Annotated in this window: 14 protein-coding genes; 3 read left to right on the plus strand and 11 right to left on the minus strand. The window is 63.9% G+C overall.

Annotation, left to right across the window (positions count from 1 at the left end; translation table 11 throughout):
* Nucleotides 1-72: 72 nt before the first annotated feature.
* The 5 genes from ACP7D4_RS16810 to ACP7D4_RS16830 all read right to left on the minus strand — a co-directional run bounded on the left by ACP7D4_RS16810 (nt 73) and on the right by ACP7D4_RS16830 (nt 6,561).
* The gene (locus ACP7D4_RS16810; RefSeq protein WP_426210238.1) at nt 73-4,608 is read right to left on the minus strand and encodes a VCBS domain-containing protein; all 4,536 of its coding nucleotides are present in this window, start codon (nt 4,606-4,608) and stop codon (nt 73-75) included.
* Between the two features lie 49 nt (nt 4,609-4,657).
* A complete protein-coding gene (locus ACP7D4_RS16815) occupies nt 4,658-5,092 on the minus strand; it encodes a hypothetical protein (protein WP_426107911.1) in 435 nt (144 codons plus the stop codon).
* A 108-nt stretch (nt 5,093-5,200) separates the two neighbouring features.
* Nucleotides 5,201-5,764: a glycosyltransferase gene (locus ACP7D4_RS16820; RefSeq protein WP_426107912.1), complete on the minus strand. Its 564-nt coding sequence runs from the start codon at nt 5,762-5,764 to the stop codon at nt 5,201-5,203.
* A complete protein-coding gene (locus ACP7D4_RS16825; protein ID WP_426210240.1) occupies nt 5,761-6,201 on the minus strand; it encodes a hypothetical protein in 441 nt (146 codons plus the stop codon). The genes ACP7D4_RS16820 and ACP7D4_RS16825 overlap by 4 nt, the downstream gene beginning before the upstream one ends.
* A 117-nt stretch (nt 6,202-6,318) precedes the next feature.
* Entirely contained in the window at nt 6,319-6,561 is a 243-nt protein-coding gene (locus tag ACP7D4_RS16830) for a hypothetical protein (protein ID WP_426210242.1), read from the minus strand.
* Here ACP7D4_RS16830 and ACP7D4_RS16835 point away from each other — a divergent pair.
* Together ACP7D4_RS16835 and ACP7D4_RS16840 are read left to right on the plus strand one after the other, a co-directional pair.
* On the plus strand, nt 6,542-6,883 hold the full coding sequence (locus ACP7D4_RS16835) for an ABC transporter transmembrane domain-containing protein (RefSeq protein ID WP_426107915.1): 342 nt from the start codon (nt 6,542-6,544) through the stop codon (nt 6,881-6,883). The genes ACP7D4_RS16830 and ACP7D4_RS16835 overlap by 20 nt on opposite strands.
* Entirely contained in the window at nt 6,861-7,115 is a 255-nt protein-coding gene (locus tag ACP7D4_RS16840; RefSeq protein ID WP_426107916.1) for an ABC transporter transmembrane domain-containing protein, read from the plus strand. The genes ACP7D4_RS16835 and ACP7D4_RS16840 overlap by 23 nt, the downstream gene beginning before the upstream one ends.
* A gap of 336 nt (nt 7,116-7,451) precedes the next feature.
* On the opposite strand, the gene ACP7D4_RS16845 is transcribed toward ACP7D4_RS16840, so the two are convergent.
* Nucleotides 7,452-8,897 carry a PQQ-dependent sugar dehydrogenase gene (locus ACP7D4_RS16845; protein WP_426210244.1) on the minus strand — a complete coding sequence of 482 codons (1,446 nt, stop codon included), beginning with the start codon at nt 8,895-8,897 and terminating at the stop codon, nt 7,452-7,454.
* Between the two features lie 184 nt (nt 8,898-9,081).
* On the opposite strand from ACP7D4_RS16845, the gene ACP7D4_RS16850 reads away from it, so the two are divergent.
* Nucleotides 9,082-10,608, plus strand: coding sequence for a carbamoyltransferase C-terminal domain-containing protein (locus ACP7D4_RS16850; RefSeq protein WP_426210246.1), 1,527 nt, complete (start codon nt 9,082-9,084; stop codon nt 10,606-10,608).
* Here the strand turns inward: ACP7D4_RS16850 and ACP7D4_RS16855 are convergent, their stop codons facing one another.
* From ACP7D4_RS16855 to ACP7D4_RS16875, 5 genes are read right to left on the minus strand one after another with little or no spacing between them, the layout of a single operon-like run.
* On the minus strand, nt 10,609-11,118 hold the full coding sequence (locus ACP7D4_RS16855) for a hypothetical protein (RefSeq protein WP_426210248.1): 510 nt from the start codon (nt 11,116-11,118) through the stop codon (nt 10,609-10,611).
* Between the two features lie 19 nt (nt 11,119-11,137).
* Nucleotides 11,138-12,973 carry a hypothetical protein gene (locus ACP7D4_RS16860; protein ID WP_426210250.1) on the minus strand — a complete coding sequence of 612 codons (1,836 nt, stop codon included), beginning with the start codon at nt 12,971-12,973 and terminating at the stop codon, nt 11,138-11,140.
* Nucleotides 12,963-15,131 (minus strand): hypothetical protein, encoded by a 2,169-nt coding sequence (locus ACP7D4_RS16865; protein WP_426210252.1) that lies wholly within the window; start codon nt 15,129-15,131, stop codon nt 12,963-12,965. Before ACP7D4_RS16865 ends, ACP7D4_RS16860 begins: the two co-directional genes overlap by 11 nt.
* 13 nt (nt 15,132-15,144) lie before the next feature.
* Complete coding sequence (locus ACP7D4_RS16870; RefSeq protein ID WP_426210254.1) at nt 15,145-17,031, minus strand: efflux RND transporter periplasmic adaptor subunit; 1,887 nt, start codon at nt 17,029-17,031, stop codon at nt 15,145-15,147.
* Nucleotides 17,032-17,068: 37 nt separating this feature from the next.
* The gene (locus tag ACP7D4_RS16875; protein ID WP_426210256.1) at nt 17,069-17,914 is read right to left on the minus strand and encodes an efflux RND transporter periplasmic adaptor subunit; all 846 of its coding nucleotides are present in this window, start codon (nt 17,912-17,914) and stop codon (nt 17,069-17,071) included.
* Nucleotide 17,915 lies beyond the last annotated feature (1 nt).

Consider the following 17,915-nt stretch of genomic DNA (forward strand, 5'->3'; position numbering starts at 1 on the left):
AGCGTCCCAGCATAAAAAAACTCCATGCAAGCTGGCGCCGGCATGGAGTTCTGGATCAGCGCTACGCCACGCTTAAAACACGCCACGCATCGAATCGGACATCATGGCGTCCTGCTGCCGATTTTTCGACAATCCGAAAACGTTCAACGCGGCCGCGCTTGCCGCCGGCACCACCGTCTCCACACTGTCGCTCAGCCCATACTGGTAGACCAAGTTACCGCCGATGGCTACGCTGTTGCTGCCACTCAAATGGAAGTTGAGCAGCGACGATGACAGCGACCAGTTGGTCAACTGCGCATTGGCCGCCAGCGCCTTGTCGAACTGTGACACAAGGCCGTCGAAGTTGAACACCTCGATTTTAGCGTTGTTCAACTTGTTGGGCGAGCGGGCATCATAGTCGCTCGTGCCTTCGATCACGATCTGAAGATTGGCGACGCTATGATTGCTGCCGCTGGCGTACCAATCCTTGAAAGTGACTTGCTCGTTGGCGCCGGTAAGCAAGATCAGGTCCTTCTTGCTCTTGGCGAAACGCAAGTCGGCATACTTGATGCCGTGACCGAGCGAAATCGTGTTGTCGGCCCCGCTACTGGCTGTCACGGTATCCTTGCCATCACCCCGGTTGAAGGCGATCACATCGGCACCATAGCCCGTGGTGATCACGTCGTCCCCGTCGTCGCCGATCAGCAATTCCACGCCGGCGCCACCGGTGAGCACATCGTTACCGGCGCCACCGTCGAGAGTGTTGTTTCCGGCCAGGTCGGTCAGCCGGTCGGCGCCATTGCCACCTTGCAGCCAGTCATTGCCGGCACCGCCGTCGAGCTGGTTCTGTCCGCCATTGCCGACCAGTTTATTGTCGAGCGAGTTGCCGGCGCCGTCGAGGTCAGCGTAGCCGAGCAGGCGCAGTTGTTCAACATTGGCCGCCAACGTGTAGCTTACGCTGCTATAGACCGTGTCGTACCCTTCATTGGCTTTTTCGACAACTACATCAGGGTGCCGCTCGTCCCGGCAATCGTCATCTTCGTCATCCCGCTCATTGTCACCGCGCCGGCTGGCGATCTGCCATGCGCAATAATCATGGCCGTCGTCGTCGTCATCGTCGTCGCACCCGCCTTGTACCGCATCAACATAGTAAATATCGTCGCCTTTGCGCCCTGTCATCAGGTCGCAGCCCTGCTTGCCATCGATGATATCGTTGTAGTTGCTGCCCGTTAAAACGTCGTCGCGCGGGGTGCCATTGAGCACAAGCCGTACCGGCGCCCCGGCGACCTTGAGCGTGAAATCGCCTTTCGCAAACGCGCCTGCGGGATCGGTGGCAATGACGCGCAGACCCAGCACCGTTTCGGTGGCGCTGGCCGGCATCAAGCCGCTGAAGGTGCGGCTTGGCGCGTCGAAACGCAGCCATTGCGGCAGCGCCTTGCCGTCGGCCAGGGTCGCGCTGTAGAGCAGCACGTCGGTTTTATCGACGTCCTGGAACGCGGCCGCATCGACCTGGTAGCTGAACGCGGTGTTGGCCGCCAGTTGCTTGTCGTCGAGCTTGTTCACCAGCAGCGGCGCATCGTTCCTGCCGCTGACGGCTACCCGCAGCGTCGCCCTGTCGGCCGCCGTGGCCGTCGGATCGTTGTCGACGATCGCGTAGGCGAACGTCTCGTACACTGTTTGCCCGGCCGCCAGCGCCTGGACCGTGGCCCGTGCGTTGTCGAGCGCGTAGCTGTAGGCACCGTTGGCCTGCAGCGTCAGGCTGCCATAGGTGCCGGCCAGTGCCCCCACCGTGCTTACCGTCAGCACCGTGCCCGCATCGGCGTCGGTGTCGTTGGTGAGCACATTGCCGGTGACCGGCGCCAGCTGATCTTCCGCCGCCAACGCCACGTCTTCGACCGCATCGGGCGCATCGTTGGTGCCGCTGATGCGCACGCTCAAAGTGCTGGCCCTGGTGTCAAAGCCGTCGGTCGCGCTGTAGGCGAACACGTCGTCGAGACCCTGCGCGCTGCCGAGCGCCTGGACCGCCGCCGCCCCGTTGTTGAGCGTGTAGCGGTAGCTGCCATCCTTCTGCAGATTCAGGGCGCCGTACTTGCCCTGGAACACACCCGCGCTCGACACCGTCAACGCCGTGCCCACGTCGTTGACGAGAACGTTGCCGCTGGCCGTCAGCGTCCGGTCTTCGGACACCGCTGCCACGTCGGCCGTCACGCTCAGCGCGTCGCGGCTGCCGGTAATGCTGACCACGAGCTGGCTGCCCGTGGTGGCAACACCATCGGTGGCGACGTAGCTGAAGGTGTCGGTCACGAGCGCGCCTTCGGCCAGTACCTGGGCGGCGACATTGTCGAGCGCATAGGTATAGCTGCCATTGGCGGCCAGGCTCAGGCTGCCGAAGGCGCCCTGGTAGGTACCCGCATTGGCCACGCTGAGCACGGCGCCGGCGTCGACGTCGCTGTCGTTGGCCAGCACGTTGCCGCTGGCCGTGAGGACAGTGTCCTCGTGCACGGCAGCCTTGTCGGCCACCACGGTCGGGGCGTCATTGGTGCCGGTAACGCTGACCACCAGTTTGCCCGCCGTTTGCACGGCGCCGTCGCTGGCGCCATAGTTGAAGGTATCGGTGACGACCTGGCCACCGGCGAGCGACTGCACGGCCGCATTCTCGAGCGTGTAGGTATAGCTGCCGTCGGCGGCCAGCGCCAGGCGCCCGTAAGCGCCCGCAAAGGCGCCGGGAGCGGCCACCGACAGCAGCGCGCCGCTGTCGACGTCGCGGTCGTTGGCCAGCACGTTGCCGCCCGCGGTCAGCTTGCTGTCTTCCGTCACCGCCGCCACGTCCGCCACCACCGTCGGGGCGTCGTTGTCGCCGCTGATCGATACCACCAGCTTGCCGCCCGTCTGCACCAGGCCATCGGTGATGAGATAGACGAAGCTGTCGGTGACGAGCGCGCCGCCGGCCAGCGCCTGGGCTGCGACATTGTCGAGCGCGTAGCTGTAGCCGCCGCTCGCCACCAGCGTCAAGCTGCCGTAGGCGCCCTTGTAGGTGCCCGGGTTGGCGACAGCGAGCACCGCGCCGCTGTCGACATCGCGGTCGTTGGCCAGCACATTGCCGGCGGCCGTCACGCTGCCGTCTTCGGCCACTGCGGCGGCGTCGGCCACTGCGGTCGGCGCGTCGTTGCTGCCGGTGATCGACAGCACCAGCACCCCGGCGCTCTGGAGCGCGCCATCGGTGGCCAGGTAGGTAAAGGTGTCGGTGACAACCTTGCCTTCGCCGAGCGCCTGCGCCTTGGCGTTGTCGAGCAGGTAGCGGTAGCTGCCGTCGGCCATCAGCGTCAGGCTGCCGTAATTGCCGTTGTACTGGCCGGGATTGGCCAGCGCCAGCACGCTACCGGCGTCGACGTCGCGGTCGTTGGCCAGCACATTGCCGGCCGCCGTCACCACGCCGTCTTCGCTCAGCGATGCCGTATCGGCCGCGACCACCACCGCGTCGTTGGCGCCCGTGATGCTCACCACCAGGCGGCTTTCCGTGTTGACGATGCCGTCGCTGGCCACATAGACGAACGTCTCGGTGACCACCGCGCCGCCGGCCAGCTTTTGCGCCGCCACATTGTCGAGCACATAGCCATAACTGCCGTCGGCGCCCAGGCGCAGGAAGCCGAACAGGCCGGTGTAGATGCCGGGATTGACGACGGTGAGCTGCGTGCCGCTGTCGGCATCGCGGTCGTTGGCCAGCACGTTGCCGGAGGCGGCGACGGGCACGTCCTCGGTCACCGCCGCCACGTCGGCGCTCAGGGTCGGAGTGTCGTTGCTGCCCGCGATCGTGACCACCAGCTCGCTGGCGCGCTCGATCGCGCCGTCGCTGGCGACATAACGGAACACGTCGGTCACGACGCTGCCCTCGGCCAGTGCCTGGGCCGCGACGTCGTCGAGCGCATAGCTGTAGCTGCCGTCGGCGCCCAGCGTCAGGCTGCCGTAGGTGCCCGTGTAGGCACCCGCGTTGGCCACCCGCAGCACGGTATTGGCATCGGCGTCGCGGTCGTTGGCGAGTACATTGCCGCTCGCCGTTACGCTCGTGTCTTCCGTCACGGCGGCGCTGTCGGCCGTCACCGTCGGGGCGTCGTTGCTGCCCGTGATGGTGACCACCAGAACGCTGCTGCTGGTAAGCATGCCATCGGTGGCGCGGTAGCCGAAGGTGTCGGTCGCGACCATCCCTTCGGCCAGCGCGCGCGCCGCCTGTGCGTTGAGCACATAGCTGTAGCTGCCGTCCGCGCCCAGCGTCAGGCTGCCGAAGGCGCCTTCGTAGGTGCCCGGATTGGCCACACCGAGCACGGCGCCGGCGTCGACATCGCTGTCATTGGAGAGCACATTGCCGCTGGCCGTGACGACGTCGCCATCGCCCACGCTGGCCACGGCGGCCACATCGGCCACCACGGTCGGCGCGTCGTTGCTGCCGCTGATCGTCACCACCAGCGCGCTTGCCGCTTGCGCCAGGCCATCGGTGACCAGGTAGCCGAAGCGCTCCGTCACCGTGGTGCCGGCGGCGAGCGCCTGCGCGGCGACATTGTCGAGCAGGTAGCGGTAGCTGCCGTCGCCGGCCAGGGTCAAGCCCGATGCGGCGCTCGCCTGGGTCGCGGCCAATATGCCGTGACGATTTTTGCGATCGCGTCTTCGAAAGTGATCGACATGATCATGCCCCTTTCGTCACAAACACGGGCACGATCTCATGCTCAGGGACTCCCCGTGCATTCATCGGTCCTCCACCAAATTCACCCAGAACGGCAAACGCGGCAGTGACTTCACGGTGCAAAAGTTTGAGCGAGGGCCCCGAGGGAAGCGATGGCTCATCAAAATACATGCTGTGGCTGAATATACTCGTAAGATTAATCTGGTACATGCGCCCGTCGACAAAAGCCACATAGGGCTGTTCCATCATGTCTGTGCGGACCATGGCTGGCATGAACATCAAATAGCAATCACGCCCCCTGTCAACCGCCCATGTTTTCGGGAAAACCCGTGAGTGCGCGACTGCGGACAGCCAAGTTTTCTTGGCTGGGAATGCTGCGGCGTCCGCAAGAATTTTTTCCTGATCAGCCTGGGATATGGTTTCGAGTGCGTATGCCATGAGTATGCTTGTCCTGTGAATGAAATTTTTTACGGGTGCCCGACAGTGTGACCTTCAGTGACTGCGCGGATGAGATGTTCAAAGTTTGGGTAATCTGGTTGGCCACGGTCAATGTACCGTGCCGGAAAGGGAGTGAGCGCCCACAGTCGTGTCGCGCGCTGCGGCCAAGCCGAGCAGCGCGCGGTAACCCCGGACACCTGTTGCGATGGCATAACCACCGTGCGCCGTGTGCCGGGCGCGCTGGCGTAGCGCGGCAACGGCACCGCCATTTTGCAGCGCGGCTGCGACCTGCTGGGCGATAGCGCCAGGATCGAAGAAATCAACCAACAAGCCGTTCTCACCGTGCCGAATCACTTCCCGCACCGGCGCCGTGCTTGAGCCGATCACTGCGCACCCGCACGCCATCGATTGTTTGGATGCGATATCCAAGAAAGAATTGGTGGTCGTGCGCTTAAGGTCCCACATCTCAGTTCCGGTTTTCCCGTTCCAGAACTCATTCGCCTTGAACTGGAGCCTATCAGCCTCGTCCAGGTTCTTCGGGATGTACACCGGATCATTGAATACCTCAAGCTTGATGGCACGCATGACCGCTGTCTTGAATTCACCTGGCAGCGCCAAGCGCCCAACATCACTTTGCATGACGTGGTGCCCGCCACCTGCCGCGCTAGTCATGCCCGAGCTCCTTTCTGAACGAACACAGGCACAATCGCGAATTCGTCCATGCCGAATTCATTTTTGGGACCGTCGCCGAATTTTCCCAATACAGCAAAGCCCGCAGATATTTCCTGATGCAGTGCCGCCAACGCCTCGCCCGACGGCAAAGGCACTTCGTCGATATAAACCGTCTGACCAAATACATTCGGCAGCTTCACCTGGTGCATATGCCGCTCGACAAATGCGATATAACCCTCTTCCATAGAGTCGGTACGTACCATGATCGGCATGCAGAGAAGGTAGCAATTACGCTCCCTGTCGACAGCCCAATTCTTAGGAAATGCAGACGCAGCAACTGCCGCGGTCATCCACGATTTCTTGCGTGGGAACGCTTCAGCATCCTGAAATATTTTTTCGTGGTCGGCTTTGGTAATAGGTTCGAGGTGGTATGCCATGGGGTGTTCCTGTCTATAAATTGAGATGTCTTGCGATTTCAGGCCGGTCGCTTTTTCAGTTCTACGACTGCGCGATAAAAGCCCAGCAGACCATTGTTCAAATTCGATTCATGCATGTTAGCGAAGCAATACCCGGTAGGCCTCAATCGCGCTGTGCACCGAAAAATTCGCCTGTGCGTAGCGGATGGCGCTGTGGCGCGGGGCGCGATGCATATCCGGAGTTTGCAGAACGTGGGCGACCGCCCCGGCAATCGCTTCGGCATCGAAGAAATTGACGAGTGTGCCACTATCCCCATCCGTCAATACATCTCGAACAGGAGCGGTGTCCGATGGCTCCTCCGTGTTCGAAAGCCTGTTCAAGTTGCCTCCCTTGTATTCCCAGCACCGGCCGACCGGCGTCATTGCCGCCCGTCTGCACGGCGTGGAAACGATTCGCGAATTCATCGCCAGCGCCGCGGTGACGCTGATCCTCGATTTTCCCTTCCTGCTCATCTTTGTGGCGATCATGTTCTACTACAGCGTGACGCTGACGCTGATCGTGTTGGCGATCCTGAGCGTGATCGTGATCCTGAGCCTGATCGTCGCCCCCATGTTCCATGGCGCGCCTGCAGGAACAGTTCACGATGGGCGCGCGCAACCAGGCTTTTCTCACCGAATACATGGTCGGGCTGGAAACGGTTAAGTCGCTCCAGCTCGAGCCGCAATTGAACAGCCGCTACAGCGGCTATCTGGCCAGCTACCTGCAAGCGGGCTTTGCCACCAAGCAACTGGCGAACACCTACAACACGGCGTCCAACCTGCTCGAACAATTGATGAGCCTGCTGACCCTCGGGATCGGCGCCTACACCGTCATGCACAACAGCTCGTTTACCATCGGCATGCTGGTCGCGTTCCAGATGTTTTCGGGACGCTAGTCCCAGCCCATGCTGCGCCTGGTCGGTTTGTGGCAGCAGTTCCAGCAGGCCAGCCTGTCGGTAGCGCGCCTGGGCGACCTGATGAACGCGCCGGTGGATCCCTACTCGGTGATAACGTCGCGCGACACGGCCAGGTATGGCCTGATCCAGATCGATAAATATCGCCTTCAAGTATGGCGAGCATTTGCCGCTGGTGTACGAAAACCTGTCGCTCGAGATCAAGCCGGGCCAGACCATCGGCATCATGGGGCCGAGCAAATAAACTATTGCTATTCCTGTTGTAGACTTAACGGCGTAGCCGACTATCAAGACCGATTGCGGAAACAAGCTCCCACCCTACCCGCCCCGCACGATCCGGTACACTTTCCCGCTGCCAGCAATCAGCAGCAATTCACCGTTGCCTTCCCGCCCGAACGAAAGCACGTTGCCAATGTCAGGTTTCACCCAGTCACTCCTGGCGCTGACCGTACCGCCGGAATACAAGAAACTCTTCAAAAATTCCTTGCAATAGTCCGAGTAAAAATAGTGCCCTGCCAGCTCGGCAATTGCGCTGCCCCGATAAACGTAGCCACCGGTGATCGAACAGCCATTCGCGCCATTGTCGCCATGGTCATATTCGAAAACCGGCAGCGTCAGGCCACCCTGAACACAGGCGGCGGCGCCGTAGCACTGCGTGCCCTCCATGGTATTCCAGCCGTAATTCTGGCCGCCCTGGCTGGTGGCGGCGATGTTGACTTCCTCGCGCCGCGCCTGGCCCACGTCCGCAATGTACAAATTGCCGCTGTCAAAGGTATAGCGCCACGGATTGCGCAAACCCAGCGCCCACACTTCAGCGCGCCGCCCGCCCGGGTCGTTGAACCACGGATTGGTGGAAGGCACCGCATAGGGCTGCATGAGGGTAGAGGCCGATACATCCAGCCGCAGCATCTTGCCCAGAAGCGAGGCGGGATTCTGGGCATTGCCGGCCGGATCTCCTCCACCGCCGCCATCACCGGTCCCGGCGTACAACATCCCATCGGGCCCAAACGCGACCGTCCCGCCGAAGTGATTGCTAAAGTTGGGATGGGCAACGCGAATGATTTCCAGCCCAGAGCCGGAGTCGGCCAAATTGGGGTTGCTTGACGCACGGTGGCGCTCAACGACAATATTGTTGCCCAGATCGGTGTAATACAAAAACAGGAGGCCGTTGCTGGCGTATTGCGGGTGGAACGAAATTGACAGCAAACCGCCCTCACCCTGGGTCGATACCCGACTGCTGATGTCAAGGAACGGCGAGGCGAGCAAAGCGCCACTTTGCACGATCCGGATCCTTCCGGCGCGCTCGACGATGAACAGGCGGCTGTCGCCTTCGGGTGCGGCCGCGAACACCGCGCCTGGCACGCTGGCGATCTCGCGCAAGGCCAGCGTCAGCGCCGCCGCACTATATGTGACATTCGCGGCGCCGGTACTGCCCGCAGTCACCGCGACGGCCTGGCTCACCGGGAGCGGCGTGTAGCCGAGCGAGCCGCTGGTTATGCGCTCAGCTGAGACGGTATAGTTACCCGGCGCGAGCGAGTTCAATGCCTGACTGGCAGTCACGGCCCGGCTGAAGCCTCCCGGGCCGGTCACCGTGATCTGGGCCGCCACCCCGGACGGCAGGCCGCTAATTGTCAATGACAGAGCGCCCTGTAATGGAGCAGAGGTGACGCTACCGTCACCGCCACTGCTGCAGCCGATCAAATTGGTCTGCATCATCCCAAGAATGATTCCCACCAGTAGATTGCGAAAGCGGTTCAGCAGCATGGCGATCTCCTATTTTTAATCCAAACTTATGTCCGCCATCAGCGGCAGTCTGTACGTTAGTTAACGCTTATAGCAATGACCGATCCCGCTAATCCTGTTTGCTACAATGGAACTCGAGCAAGCTGCATCCCGATGGCTGAACTGACCATCATTACCGCGCGTTACCGACCTCCCAAGACTATCCATGAAACTATTATCGGTATCGATGCCCGGGCACGACGTCAACATGAGCTTTCACGACGGGCGTGTTGTCAGGTACCTCAAGCTGGAACGGCGCAAGCAGGAAAAGCGGTTTCATTTCCACGCGCTGCTGGACTGGAAGCGCGAGGCCGAATCTATCTGGGACCTCGACATCGACGCCATTGACGACATCGTCTTCAGCTTTGACCCCGGCGCCTTGCCGGCCGCGCTCAAGGGCGAACTTGGTCCGCAGGTCCTGAACCGGCTTGCGCGCGACGCCTCCAAGGCTGAACGTCTCTCGCCCAGGCTGTGCGCTTACCTCGGCGTGCGCCAGGGCTGGTTCGCAAGCCATCATTATTCGCATGCCTTGAGCACCTGGATGCTGGAGACCCAAACCCCGGCCCTACAGATTGTCATCGATGGCCTGGGCGACGGGCGCCCGTGGAGTGTGTACAAGGCCGGCCGGCTCATTGCAGCGGGCGACATCCGCAACGGCTCGATCGGATGGGGCATCCGCGAGGCGGGCAAGCTGCTCGACATCACCTACGGTCACTACAACGACATCGCCGGCAAAGTCATGGGCCTGCAAGCATACGGCCGGCTCGACCAGGGCTACTTCGACTACCTCGACCGCTTCACCTTCCTGCAGATCAAGGAGCTTTGGTCGGTCAGCCATTGGTACGCCTACAAAGGCGATGCGCTGGTGGGCAAGCTCAGCCACCTGGACTGGATCGCTACCGTGCACGCCAAAATGGGCGCGATGCTGGTCGACTTCTTCAAGCAGTTTGCCGATGCCGGCGACACCATCTCCTACTCCGGGGGCGTGGCGCAAAACGTCGTGTGGAATTCCATGTTCAGGCAAGTGTTCCCCAAGCTCGTCATCGCGCCCCACGCGTCCGACGAAGGCCTGAGCCTGGGCGCCCTCGAATGGCTCCGGCAAGAGCACGGCCAGGCGCCGCTGTCCATGCCCGCGTTTCCATGGGCGCAGTCCGATTGCGCAGTCGCCGCGCCAACCGACGCAACCATACAGCGCGCGGCAAAGCTGCTTGCCGAAGGCAAAATCGTCGGTTGGTACCAGGGCTTTGGCGAGATTGGTCCGCGCGCGCTGGGCAACCGTTCCATCCTCATGGATCCAAGATTGCAGCAGGGGAAGGAGCGGATCAACACGGTCAAGCACCGGGAGCAATACCGGCCCTTCGGCGCCTCCGTTCTCAAGGAACATTTCAGCGATTATTTCGACGGCTTTGCCGACGACTTCATGCTCTACACCTGCCAGCTGCGCTCCGGCACCTTCCCTGCCATCACGCATGTTGACGGTTCCTGCCGGGTTCAGCTCGTCGGTGACGGCAACCCGGCCTACCGGCAGCTGCTCGCCGCTTTCCATACGCTGACGGGCTGCCCAATCCTGTTAAACACCAGCCTCAACCTGGCTGGAAAACCCATCGCAGCGTTTCCCGAACAAGCCATCGAACTTTTCTACGATTCCAAGATTGACGTCATGGTTGTTGGCGACGCCTTCTACCAGCGTTGATCAGGGCGCAGCCAACATCAGGTTGAGGTTCAATACCATCCGGTACTCGGCGTCCGTGCAAGACGCGCCGGTGTGGAGCGTGGCGGCATCGATGATGACGATACGGTTTGCCACGCTGGCCACCTGCTGGCCGTCGCCAAACAGCGTATAGCCATTATTGGTGTTCAAATAGAAAATCGCCGTGGTGGCGCCGGGCCGCCGCGTATCCACATGCAAGCCGTATTCGATGTGCCGGTCCGTGCGCGCGGTGCGGTTTGCTTTGGCCTTGAGCAGGGCCAGGGGATTGAGCTTGTTGATGACGGGCCGCACAATCTCCAGCGTCGGCGAACTAAAACGGATGCCGCGCTTCACGAGGTAGAAGCCGTGCACCTGCTGCACATTCTCGGACGGAGCGAGGTGCGCGGCCGCTTTCTCAGAAAGAATAGCGCTTTCTTCCCAGGCAAACGAAGGCGCCAGCAGCTTAGCCTGTAGCGAGAGGAACAATTCCCGATCCAGAAAATCGTCGATCACGCGCGGAGCGCTCGCCATGCTAAGCCTTGCGCGAGAAAGCGAGCTGTTCGTCCAGCTGGCTTTCGCGCAACGCCATCGATTCGCGGTAGCGGCTGCCATGGCGGTTCACATGCCATTGCGACAGCCTGACAATGTATTTGGCGCCGAAGACGGCGCTGGCACGGTGGCGCAGCAGATAACGCAGCGCAGTGCCCCACCCCGGCAAGGGACGCTCCACCAATTCATCGTGCGCGGCGAACACCACGGCGTCCTCCCCCAGCGCAAAAAACGCCTGGTCGGCGCGCTGCAAGTCCCAGTGCTCCAGCAGCAAGGGGCGCACGTGTAGCTTGTCGCTCAAGGTCAGTTCGCCGCTGCGCAGGCTCGCTCCGGCCAGCAGCGTGACTTTGCCATCGGCTGAGGCGTTGGCCAGCGTCTGCGTGTCGGCTGAGCGATCGCGTCCGTCAACCAGCTGGAAAGCGACGCCGCGCTCAACCAGCAAGCGCCCGACCGCCGCCAGGTCCACGCTGCGCGGCGCGGTGGCCACCACGGGCGTGCCACCGGTGGAGATGTCGACGATCAAGTCGACAAAGGCGCGCAGTTTGGCATCCCGGTCGGCAAATTCATAGCGGCACTGGGCGGGCGCCGCAGCACGGCCCTCGCCGAGCGCGAGCACTTGCAGACCGTAGCAGGCGCGCAATTCGCGCCCCAGCCCGTCGAGGTTGCGACCCACGCCCGCCAGCCGTTCGTAGCGCGGAAAAAATGACTGAAAAGCGGCCCGTGCAATGGTGCGCGGCGGCGTGGACAAGGGCACCTGCGCGCGCGCTTCGATCGCTTGCAGCGGCCCCTGCTGCCAGACGCGTCCTGCCAGCAAGCGCATGACGTTGTCGTCGGCGATCATCACCCGCCCTTCCTGAACCACATAATGCCGGTCCGGCTCAAGCACGTCGCGCGCCAGGATCGCCATGCTCACCAGGTCGGCGCAGCGGCGCGGGTGGCGCCAGTAGACCGGCAACAGCGTGGCCGCCAGCTCGTGCAGGCGGTGTTCTCCGCCAGGCGTAAACTGCACTTGCCACGCGAAGCTGGTGTCGATCAGGTAGTCGACCTCCGGCTGCAGGCTGGCCACCAGCTCCAGCGCCGCCAGCGTGGCCAGGTTCAGCACGGTCAGCTGGCCGGCCGCGCTCAACATCACCGGGCTCGACGCATCGTCGGCCAGCACCGCTTCAATGTCGGCAACAATAGCCACCGAGCTGGCACGCATCAGCGGCACCGCGCCCTGGCCGGCCGAGCGCAAATGGCGCCGGATGGGACTGGTGGCGCCGTCAAGCAACAGTTGCTCGCGCATCACATCGGAGAGCAACTGGCGCGCGCTGGCGTACAGCACGTCGCTGGCGTAGGCGCTTTCGGCGTCGCTTGCCTGCATGCCCGGCCCCAGCGCCGCGCTGCTGCAGCCGCACAACTGGAACAGCGCCTGAAAACGGACCGTGTCGCGCGCGGCGGCCTGTTCGCCCCCGCACACCACGTGGCAATTGCGTCCGCTCCAGGCTTGCAACACCGCGCACAGGGCCACGGCCAGCGCGTTGCCCGCCAGGTGGCCTGTCTGCACGGCATAGCCCAGGTACATGCCCAGCGCCGCGCCCAGCTCGTCCGGCGTGGGCGCCTGGCCGAAGGCGGCGCGGCTGGCGCATGCCAGTGCCGCCAGCGCATCAGCGCGCGCGGTCCCGCCGTTGGCTTGTCCTAATGCGCAGGCGCGCCGCAAACCGGCGCGGCCGCGCTCGATGGTCGCGGCCAGTGCAGCCTGGTCCATGCGGGCGGCCGCGTCCAGCGCCACGGCGGCTGCGCCCATGATGGCGCGCCGCTGCTGGAAATTAAAGGCCATAACGCTTTTGGAACAATTGCTGCAAGGCTTTTCTAGCCTGCGCAAACAAAGGCTCGCCCGGCAGTTTGATGCGCAGTACGCCGGACATGCCCGGCAGCACCGTCAAGCCCGCTTTCTGCGCGCCTTGCAGGTCGGCCGGCAAGGCGGCGCGCACCTCAAAAAAGGACTCGGCACTCGCTTCGCCGCTCTGGTCGCCGGGCTTGACGGCGATTTCGCCGCCGCCGGCAAAGCCGAGCGCGCTGGAGGCGAGCTTGTCGCGCTGGTAGGGAATCAAGGTGTAGCTTGGCACGCTGAGCGTAACGTCGGCCTGGCCCGCCAGGCGCAGCTGCGCGCCGGCCTGGCTGTGCCTGAACAATTCGTCGGCCTGTTCCTGCGGCACCACGGCCACGAAGCGATAGTTACTGTCGTACACCAGCTCGCCCAGGGTGTGGCCGCGCGGCATCCAGCCGCCGCGCCGCTCATTCAGGCCGGCAGCGGCCACCCAGCGGCCCGCATGGGGCGCGCGCACCACCAGTTGGGCGCGCAGGCGGTCTAGTTCAGCCATCTGCGCAGTCAAGGCTTGCAGGCGCTGTTCCAGCGGCGCGCTGTCGGCCAGGTTGCGCTGCAGCGACTGGCGGTATTGCACTTCCAGTTCCGTGCTCTGCTGGCGTGCCAGCTCATAGTCGTAGTCGAGTTCCGGATTGACCAAGATGGCAATCGGGTCGCCCGCGCGCAATTGCGCACCGCTGGCGGCCACCAGTTCTTTCAAAATAGCTTCGCTGGCGGTGTGCAGCACTGCCGATTCGTTCGATTGCAACACGCCGTGCGCGCGGATCGCGTTGGGAAACGGCATGAACAGCACAACGGCAACCAAAGTGCCGAGCATCAGCGCGGCGCGGGTGAAAGCCTGGCGCCGGATGCCGGCCAGCTTGGGTCCATTCAAGTGCTGGAACAGTTTCTTGAGCGGCCAGATCAGCAGCGTCAAGCCCGTCACCACGGCCATGAACATCCCTACCAGGAACCATTGGTCCATCACCACCAGGATGATGCCGGTCGACACCAGCAGCCGGTACACCAGCGCAGAGACGCCGTAGGTGGTAAACCAGATCCGTTCGCGCGACGTGACGGCCGGCGTTTCGGCGTTCCGGTTGCCCAGCAGGTAACGGTCGCCAAGGTACATCCAGTGTTGTTGCGCCTTTTGGTACAGATTGGGAATGTCGATCAGGTCGGCCAGAATGTAATAGGCGTCAAAGCGCAGCAGCGGGTTGCCATTGAACAGCAGGCTGGACACCGACCCCACGATCATGACGTTATACGCCAGGCTGTTGATCACGCCGGTACTGGTATGCGCCCAGACCAGCGCACCTATGGCAGCGAGAAACAGTTCAACCAGCATCCCGGCGGCGCTCACCAGCGCCCGCTCGAAGCGGCTCTTGAAGCCCCAGGTGGAAGCGGTATCCACATACGGCAGCGGCGTAAGGATCAGGAACATGACGCCAAAGGCGTGCACCGACCCGCCAAAGCGCTTGCAGACAAAGGCGTGGCCGGTTTCATGCAGCAGCTTCATGCCCGTCAAGCTCACCATCAGCCACGGCAGGTTCGACAGCGAGAACAAGCCTTGCGAATGGTTGGACAGCGCGCCCCAGTTCTGCACGGCAGTGGCCGCGCCGGCCAGCACCACCAAGAGCCACGTCAGCAGTGCACCGGGGCCGGTGGTCAGGGCGATCAGCTTGCTGCAGCGCCCCAGCAGCCGGTCCGGATCGAACAGGAAAATGCGGGTGTACAGAAAACCGATCAGTTTGCTTTGCAGCTCGCGCCGGCGCTGCGTCTGCCCGCGCCGGTAGATGGCCTGGTTGTCGGGCAGCTCCTGGAAGTACAGCATGTTGGCCAGGTGCAGCTGGGAGAGGATGCGGACCACGTCTTCCTGGCCCGGAGCCTCGTCCGGGCGGGTGGCGATAAAGTCGAGCCAGGCTTGTTCCACCGTGCGCTCGGGGGTGAGCGTGGCGATGAAGGCATACGCTTGCGGCGTGATCCGAAAGTAGCGGTGCGTGAAGCTGTCATGCAGCACGTACCACGGCTCGCCGCCAAATTGCTGGCGTTCCACGCGCGTGCTGGCCGGCAGTGCCACGCGGGCCTGGGCGATGCGGAACCACGAATCGCTAAAGACCGCGCTGCTCATGTCGTGGCCTGCTTCAACCGAGCCACCAGAGCTTCATCCGCAGGCTGTCGACCAGGCCGTGCGTGAGGATCCAGCCGACGTTGCGCTGCCCGCCGTCGATCACGGCCATGCCGCTCATGCCAGGGCGCCACCACGCTTCCGGCGCTTGCGAAAGCTTGGCCTTGACCAGGAAATGGTTGCCTTCCTGGCCCTTGACCTGGGCCACCGGAATCACGCTCGAGAGCGTAAACGCGATCGACTGGCCGGGCCTAGCCAGCAGGCGCAATTCACCGGTGGCGTTGGGCAAAATGTAGCGCACGTCGCGCTCGGCCACCATGATCTCCACATACAGGCCGTCGATGCGGGCCACCCGAAACAGGTTGTCGCCTTTCTTGACGGGGGCGTTGAGCAAGTCCTTGCGCTCGCCGGCCACCACCACGCCATCGAACGGCGCCACCGCCTGGGCCTGGGCCAGGTATTGTTCAATCCGGGTCAGGCGCGCGTCGGCCTGGGCAAAGCGCGCTTCGGCCACGCCCAGTTCGGCCAGCGAACCGGCGGCGCGCGCCTTGTCCGCTTCCGCTTCCAGGCGCTGGCGGTCGGCGCCCAGTTCAAGCTGCTGCTGGCGCAGTTCGCGCGTGTCGAGGCTGGCCAGCAGCGCGCCCTTGCGCACCACGTCGCCGGCGCTGGCCTGCACCGCGTCGATCCGGCCGTCGAACTGGGCGCTGACCAAACGCGTGCTGTCGGTGGTGAGCTGGGCGCTGGCCTCGAACCGGTAGCTCATGCTGCCCAGCAGGACAAACAGCAGCAGCGCCGACGCCGTGGCCACCAGCACCCGCGTCCACACCTTGCCCGGGCCAAGCCAGCGCGCCAGACGCGCGCGCGTCCAGTCGCGCAGGCGCGCTCCCCACCAGCGGTCGCGCTGGCGCAATTGTTCCAGCCACGGCTGCAAGAAACCAAACATGAGGCGCAGTTCCGCTTCGTCGGGCCGCTGGGCCGGCTCCTGGGCAAAGCCGAACAGCAGCACGGCGCCGGCTGCCTCGCCCTTGCCACCTACACCGGCCGCACCGCTCGCCGCCAGCGGCAGCGTGTGCACGCGCGCCATCCCGAGCACGCGCGCCAGCTTGCCGTGCGCGGCCAGGGGCGCGCTGTCTTCACCCGCTGCGTACCAGACCGGGCCATTGTGGCCGAGCGCTTCGTCAAACACCTCGTCCATGAGCTGCACGTTTTCCGTGTTGCGCTCAAAGCGGTCGAGGTGGCTAATCGCCACGGTGCGCACGGCGCCGTCCGCAGTCCAGCCCAGTGCCACCTGGCTGGCGCCCACACCGGCGGCCAGGTTATTCACCAGTACCAGGGCAGCTGCTTCAAAATGTTTTTCGGCCACCACCTGGGCTGCCAGGTCGAGCAGCCCCGCGCCGGCGGGCGCCGCTTCGGGGGCCTCCGGTTCGCCGAAGTCGGCCACCAGCAAGGCGCGCATCAGCAGTTCATTAAGCTGGCCGCGTTCGCGCTCCGGGATGTCCATCACCAGCAGCGCTTCGCCGATCCCGGTCGTTTGCACCACGGCCAGGATGCGCAGGCGGCCCGCGTCGTCCTGCATCGGGGTAAAGGCAAATCCTTTTTCGAGGGTGCGCTCGCCGCGCTTTTCCAGCACTTTTTCCCAGTTGCGCAGGGCCCAGTCGTCGCCCTGGGCTTCCGCGCCCAGCACCGTCCAGCCGGCTTCGGTGCGCTGGATCAGCAGCACGGCCGTGGCGCGGCACAGCGCGCGCATCAGGGCGCAATAGGTGCTCCAGTAGTCGGCGCGGTTGCGCCCGCGCCGCTCGCGCCGGTGCTGCTGCAGCGCTGCCACCAGGCCGGCGGCGTCAAGCCCCGGGGGCGGCGTTGCTGCCTCGGGCGAAAATGGCGGCAACTCTGTTGGGCGATTCATGGCGGGGTCTGTTCAGAAAGGAGGCGTGGCATGCCGCTTACCGGCGCGCGAGCGGCAGCTCGATAAAGCCCTTGATGCCGGGACGGATGCTCAAGGCGCGGTTCGGCAGGTCGATCCGGATCTCCACCAGGCCGCTGGAAGGGTCGGCCACGCTGGAAACCAGCGCCACTTTGCCCATCACCGGCGCGCTGCCCGATGCAGCCTCGAAGCGCACTTCGATCGCCTGGCCCGCTTTCAAGCCCGGCACTGCCTTGAGCGGCACGTTCGTGCTCAGGTAGCAGGTCGACGCGTCGACCAGCACCATCTGCGCTTCGCCCGGCTTGGCCCATTCGCCCGCCCTGGCCGCCACTTTGGTGATCACGCCGGCGCGCGGCGCCGTCATGTCGCGCAGCGCGCGTTCCTGCATGGCGCCGTCATACTCGATTTTTTCACGGCGCTTTTGCGCCACCAGCTGTTCGACCCGGCCGCGCGCGGCCGAGTACTCCACTTCCAGGCGCGCCAGTTCATCGCGGCTGATCGACGCGGTGCTGTCGAAGACGCGCTTGGTGTTCTGGTACATGGTTTGCAAGGTGCGCGCGCGGTCGCGCGCGGCGTCCAGCTCGCTGTTGTCGCGCCAGATCACCTGGCGCCGGTTCACTTCCAGCATCTGCATGCGGTCGTCCAGCACCATCAGCACCTGGTTGGCCTTGACGGCCTGGCCGGCGCGCACATTCAGGCGCGACACGACGCCGCCCACGCCCATGCTGAGCGCGACTTCCTGCACCGGATGCACCAGGCCGACGAATTGCTCGGCCATGGCCTGGCAGGCGGCGCCGGCGCACAGGGCCGCCAGGGTCAGGCGGGCGGCGACGTGACGGGCACGATTGCAAACTGCGGATGGCATA

The sequence above is a fragment of the Massilia sp. TWP1-3-3 genome (genome assembly GCF_049897805.1).
GTDB lineage: Bacteria > Pseudomonadota > Gammaproteobacteria > Burkholderiales > Burkholderiaceae_D > Telluria_A.